At 41.6% G+C, this 5,991-nt stretch carries 5 protein-coding genes and 1 pseudogene; 5 read left to right on the forward strand and 1 reads right to left on the reverse strand.

The genetic code is table 11. The features are described 5' to 3' along the window. Positions 1–140 precede the first annotated feature (140 nt). Positions 141–491, reverse strand: a complete 351-nt coding sequence (locus JCM21738_RS20610; RefSeq protein WP_023614525.1) for a DUF2200 domain-containing protein — start codon at positions 489–491, stop codon at positions 141–143. A 139-nt stretch (positions 492–630) separates the two neighbouring features. On the opposite strand from JCM21738_RS20610, the gene JCM21738_RS20615 reads away from it, so the two are divergent. The 5 genes and pseudogenes from JCM21738_RS20615 (at position 631) to JCM21738_RS20635 (ending at position 5,585) form a co-directional block, all read left to right on the forward strand. After that, the gene (locus JCM21738_RS20615) at positions 631–960 is read left to right on the forward strand and encodes a hypothetical protein (protein WP_023614524.1); all 330 of its coding nucleotides are present in this window, start codon (positions 631–633) and stop codon (positions 958–960) included. A 368-nt stretch (positions 961–1,328) separates the two neighbouring features. Continuing rightward, on the forward strand, positions 1,329–3,035 hold the full coding sequence (gene ggt, locus JCM21738_RS20620; protein WP_081742191.1) for a gamma-glutamyltransferase: 1,707 nt from the start codon (positions 1,329–1,331) through the stop codon (positions 3,033–3,035). A 139-nt stretch (positions 3,036–3,174) separates the two neighbouring features. Further along, a pseudogene (trhA, locus tag JCM21738_RS20625) lies at positions 3,175–3,812 on the forward strand (PAQR family membrane homeostasis protein TrhA). 37 nt (positions 3,813–3,849) lie between these two features. Next, entirely contained in the window at positions 3,850–4,392 is a 543-nt protein-coding gene (locus tag JCM21738_RS20630) for a GNAT family N-acetyltransferase (RefSeq protein ID WP_023614521.1), read from the forward strand. A gap of 644 nt (positions 4,393–5,036) precedes the next feature. Continuing rightward, positions 5,037–5,585, forward strand: a complete 549-nt coding sequence (locus tag JCM21738_RS20635) for a DUF488 domain-containing protein (protein WP_023614520.1) — start codon at positions 5,037–5,039, stop codon at positions 5,583–5,585. Positions 5,586–5,991 lie beyond the last annotated feature (406 nt).

Here is a 5,991-nt window from a genome sequence, read left to right on the forward strand (position 1 = left end):
AAACAGGAATCAGCTAGGAAGTATGAATAATTCAGGTAGCAGATATGCACCAGTAGTTTTAAATGGATTTATTAACAATGGTATTTAGCTAGTTTGTATACATTACAAAAAACACCGACCTTATATCAGGTCGGTGTTGATTATTTCCGCAAAATTTTCTCCATCTTTTTTCCCTTTGCCAACTCATCGATCAGCTTGTCCAGGTAGCGGATTTCTCTCATCGTTGGTTCTTCGATGTCTTCTACTCGGACTCCACATACTACACCTTTTATCAAGTCCCTCGAAGGATTCATTTGAGGAGCTTCTGCGAAGAAGGTCTCAAAGTCTGTCTGTTTTTCCAGAATTGCTTCCAACTCTGCCTGGCTATACCCTGTCAACCAGGTGATGATTTCATCGACTTCTGCTTTCGTCCGTCCTTTTCTTTCCGCCTTATTCACATAATGAGGATAGACGCTTGCGAAACTCATTGTGTAGATCTTATGTTTAGCCATGGTACAACTCCCTGTTAATGGTTTTCTTCATTATAGTATGAAAAATAGGCCGCTACAAACGTGATCACGGTCAATCAAATAGGGGCACAACTTAATATACAGGTGAGAGCTGTTTGTTTTTTTAGGAGGAAATAGCCCGATGGGGAAGAATATTAAAATATATGAATGTGAATCGCGCGTAAATGGGGTGTGGTTGATGGCTAAAACAATACTTTCTAACAAAGAAAGTAAAGATCCTAGAACGTTTTTCGAAGGAAGCTCTTTCTTTCGTATGCTCCGTTTTGTCTTCTTACTATTTCTTTCCTTCTTATTGGTGTATGTCTACTATCTGTTTCTGACAGGCAACCTTAAAAAAACCATTCTTACTATCTGGTCCAATCATCAGCAGATCATCATTTCCTCTTCGATTTTCGTTACTTATACGGTGTTTATTTTTCAGATGGGTGTATGGAGAGGGAGAAGAAGATAGCAAAAGTTTTATATTGATTAATGAATGAAAGCAGGGTGAATCCTTGTCTTCTTTTTCGTCCGCGAGTTCTGTTTCTATATGCAAGGATTCTGAAATGCTGCGGATTTATGCTTAATGAATCCATTCTTCATTATAAATCCATCCTCATTCTTTTGGACTATCCATATCCGTGCCTAATTTACCCCTTCCGTCAAAAGAGCTAGTATTATAGTTATAAAATTGAGAAAATTCGGTTAAATATTTGCTATTACTCTTCTATTTCCCCTACCATAATATTGAAATCAAATTAAACAGGAGGGATTCATTTGAAAAACTTCTTACGTACCGGGCTGTTTGCGCTGCTCAGTATTCTGTTGCTAGCCGGGACAATGCCTGCAGCAGGACTGGCTAAAAAACCGCAATTCAGCTACGACCAGTACAGCCAGGTGGATGTGGGAAAGGATGGAATGGTTGCGACGGCCCATCCGCTTGCATCAGAGATCGGAGCTGAGGTCCTTCGCAAAGGCGGAAATGCGATTGATGCTTCCGTTGCCATTCAGTTCGCGCTGAATGTTGTTGAGCCAATGATGTCAGGAATCGGCGGCGGTGGTTTCATGATGGTTTATGACGGAAAAACAAAGGAAACCACAATCGTGAACAGCCGTGAGCGTGCTCCCGAGGGTGCGACGCCAGACATGTTCCTTGATGAAAACGGGAAGCCTATTCCTTTTTCAGAACGCTCAACCGGGGGTAAAGCAGTAGGAGTGCCCGGCACATTAAAAGGACTTGAAACAGCACTTGAAATGTGGGGAACACGTCCGCTCCAGCAGCTGATCGGACCATCTATTAAGCTAGCAGACAAGGGATTCCCGATTGATTCAGTCCTGGCAGATGCAATTGCTGATAATCAGGACAAGTTATTAAGATCAGCAGCAGCTGAGGTGTTCCTTCCTGACGGCAAGCCGCTTCAAGAGGGGGATGTTCTTGTTCAGGACGACCTGGCTAAAACCTTCAAGCTAATACGTTCAAAAGGTACTGATGCACTCTATAAAGGAGAGATAGCAGAAGCAGTTGCAGATGTAGTCCAGGATTTCGGAGGATCGATGACTCCCGAGGATCTGGCAAAGTATGATGTAACTGTCGATGAACCGGTTTGGGGTGACTATCAGGGCTACGAAATTGCCAGCATGCCTCCACCAAGTTCAGGCGGTGTCTTCCTGCTGCAAATGCTGAAAATACTGGATGATTTCAATCTGTCCCAATATGATGTCAATTCGGCAGAGAAATATCATCTTTTGGCCGAAGCGATGCATCTTGCTTACGCTGACCGTGCCGCATACGCTGGAGATCCTGAGTTTGTCAATGTTCCTGTGAATGGATTGCTCCACCCTGATTACATCAAGGAGCGCCAGGAACTGATCAGCATGGATTCTGTCAATCAGACTCCAACAGCAGGTGACCCTTGGAAGTATGAAAATTCTGAGGCGAACTTTACACCAACAAGCCAGCCAAATGACAGGAAGTATGGAGAAACAACCCACTTTACTGTTGCGGACAAATGGGGAAATGTTGTCTCCTACACAACAACAATTGAACAGGTGTTTGGAACGGGCATCATGGTGCCTGGTTATGGGTTCATGCTGAACAATGAATTGACTGACTTTGATGCAGTTCCTGGAGGAGCGAATGAAGTTCAGCCAAACAAACGCCCGTTGAGCAGCATGACACCGACAATTGTTTTTGAAAACGGCGAACCAATCTTGACGGTTGGATCTCCAGGAGGCCCGACCATCATTACCTCCGTGCTGCAAACCATCATCCATGCCATTGAGTATGATATGGAGCTCAAGGAAGCAGTTGAGCAGCCAAGGATATACACCAACAATCTTAATTCCTATCGCTATGAAGATGGCATCAGCGGGGATACACTAAGCGAACTGAATGCCATGGGACATAAATTTGGAGCTAGCCCGACAACCATCGGTAATGTCCAAAGCATCCAAATCGACTGCGAGAACGGTACTTTTAAGGGAGTCGCCGACTCAAGCAGAAATGGCGCAGCTATTGGAGTAAATCTAAAAGGCAACCGAAAATAAACATAAGAAAGGAGCGGGATATTTCCGCTCCTTTTTCATTTCAGTTATTAAAGTCATAAGTGTTATACTAATGTTCTAATATAATAGAAGAAACGGATCAGACCGACCGTTTGTTATATAGAGCAAAGGAGTCAAAAGTATGGCCAATGTACATGTATTTACGAAAAGAGAGGAAATCGCAAACGCAATCATCCATGGCATCGGTGGATTATTAAGCATCGCAGCCCTCGTCATCCTGATCGTGTTTGCTTCCTTATACGGAACAGCCTGGCATGTCGTGAGTTTCACCTTATTCGGTGTCACCATGGTACTGCTATACACATCATCAACCTCGTCCACAGTTTCCCACCCGGCAGAGCAAAGGACTTTTTTGAAATCATGGACCACTCATCCATCTATTTCTTCATTGCCGGCACCTATACACCATTCCTATTTATCGCCGTAAAAGGAGCATTAGGGTGGACACTGTTCGGAATCGTTTGGGGCCTGTCCATCGCCGGAACAGTATTCAAATCGCTGTTCGTCAAACGCTTCCTTAATACATCCACGGTGTTATATGTCGTCATGGGCTGGCTGATCGTCTTTGCCTGGGGACCGCTGACACAGAATGTATCCTCACAAGGACTGCTATTCCTGGTGATTGGGGGAGTTTTGTATACAATTGGAGCCATTTTTTATGTGTGGAGAGGGTTTCATTATCATCATGCAATTTGGCATCTGTTTGTGTTGGCAGCATCAGTTATGCACTTTTTTGCGGTTTTGACGTTGTTGCCGTGAATCACAAAAATTCCGTGGGTGTATGGAGGCGTTTTGGATGCTTCAGGTGAATATTAGAAGACCGAAAACTGAGGATCGTGAACAGTTGAACGACTTTTTTAGAACAGTGATCATCGATACATTTATTAAAGAAGGTATTAGTAATCAATTAAATGATATCAATGAAGAGATTGAAATGAAAAAAAGATACTTAAATAGTGATTTTAAAAGTAATGGTAAGGAAAGATATTTTTTAATAGCATTCTATGGTGACAAAATTATAGGTTCAATTGAATTTGGCCCAGCAAATGAAATCATAAGAAATGTTTCAGATCATGCTTTCGAAGCACTTGTCGAGGTAGGTACAGTATTTGTCCATCCTGACTATCAGAGGAATGGAGTAGGAAACTTACTATTGAATGCAATGTATGAAACAATGCGAAGTAACAGGATAGAAGAATTTTGCCTGGATAGTGGATATAAAATTGCACAACTTATATGGAAAAAGAAATTTGGAGAACCAGATATTCTATTAAAGGATTATTGGGGTAAAAATTTTGACCATATGATTTGGAGAGTGAAAATCAGGAAACAAGAATAGGATTTTCTATAGCAGTCGGCTGCCTATAAATATTTAGAGCCGACTACTTTTATATCATGACAGAGGGATTTCGTTTTCTAATAGAGGAAAGAGTAACAGAACAATCAAGGCGATTATAGTTTTGTATAGTGGCTATTTCATATGATATAAGGTGAAATTATAAGCCAGTGGAGTCCTATCATTAAAAATAGATTGTCTAGGAAGATCGAAACAGAACAAACTGAACAGCCAACCGATTAGTTTTAGATGAATGGATGTTAAAAAACTGCCTAATTCGAAGCAAAGCAAAGAGCAGCCAAAGTCTATCTCATGAATCTGCTAATGACTTGATGTAAATAGATTTTAGTAGTTAAAATGGATGAAGTAAAAAAAACTCAGGTTCCTTGATCCTCTATGGACTAAGGCACTTTTATATTATCGAAGAAAAGGGTACGTCCCTGCGCTTCCATTGATCCATTTTCATGAAATACGGGTAATTTAAGATGACATCTATTTTGTTTTGGCTATGTTAAAAAGGTTGCTTTCTAGCAGCTGTTGAATGTAGCGGAGGGCACTTGAGCTTAGTCGCCCCTCGGAAATCGAGAGTTAATATACGGAAATCATAAGTCTAATTAACAGACTCTTTTTTAAAGGGAGAGAAGATTATGAAGGTATATACGATTGGACATTACAACCATTCAAAAGAACAATTCATAACGTTTTTGAAAGCAGCTGAAATTAGCTTTGTGGCGGATGTGCGGGCATTTCCTGCAAGTCGGAATAATTCACATTTTAAAAAAGAAAACATGGCCCAGTGGTTGAGGGAAGCAGGGATTCATTATCGCCATTTTCCTGGTCTTGGCGGGAGAAGGAAACTGTCGGGACAGATAGGCGAGAAGTTGAATGAAGGATGGAACAACCGCTCGTTTCATAATTATGCGGATTATACACTGACAAAGGATTTCCAGTATGCTTTGGAACAGCTAAAGGAACAGGCTAAAGAAAGCAATCTCGTCTATATGTGTTCAGAACATCATCCGGCAAGATGCCACCGTCTTCTTATCAGCAACTGGCTGCAGGCAAATGGATGGGATGTACTCCATCTCATACCCGATTCCGAGGGGAATCCTGAGATTGTCCCTCATGACTTGGGGAAGTGGGGAGCCATGCCAATCATCGAAGAAGATGGGACCGTCGTGTACCCGAAACTTTAAAAATGGGAAACGCAGGATCTTTTTCTTTCTTTTACGATTTGGTGGATCGAGACTCGATGGAACCGCATCAAAAAGTATACTCACTCAACGTTCTGTGAAACTGATGCTAAAAGAGCCTTATCATTGAGGATAAGGCTCTTTTAGCAGCGAGAATTCTAATAATTGGATTGGGGAGCCTGAATTTTTCTATTGAAGCAGCTGGCCAAGATTGTAAAAAGGGGAATTTATGAAACTTTTGATTTGCTAATTCGTATTCATTTAGATAATTTCTGAGCTCTTTTTCGATCTTTTCTCAATAATAACAAGTGATCCTCGTAATCCTTTTCATCGCTTCACTTCCATCCTAATTTCCATCATGCCCGAAATTCATATTCTGAAAGCAGCTTCGGATTCATCTGTTTAAGGG

It is taken from the genome of Mesobacillus boroniphilus JCM 21738 (assembly GCF_000517385.1).
GTDB classification, from domain to species: domain Bacteria; phylum Bacillota; class Bacilli; order Bacillales; family Cytobacillaceae; genus Mesobacillus; species Mesobacillus boroniphilus.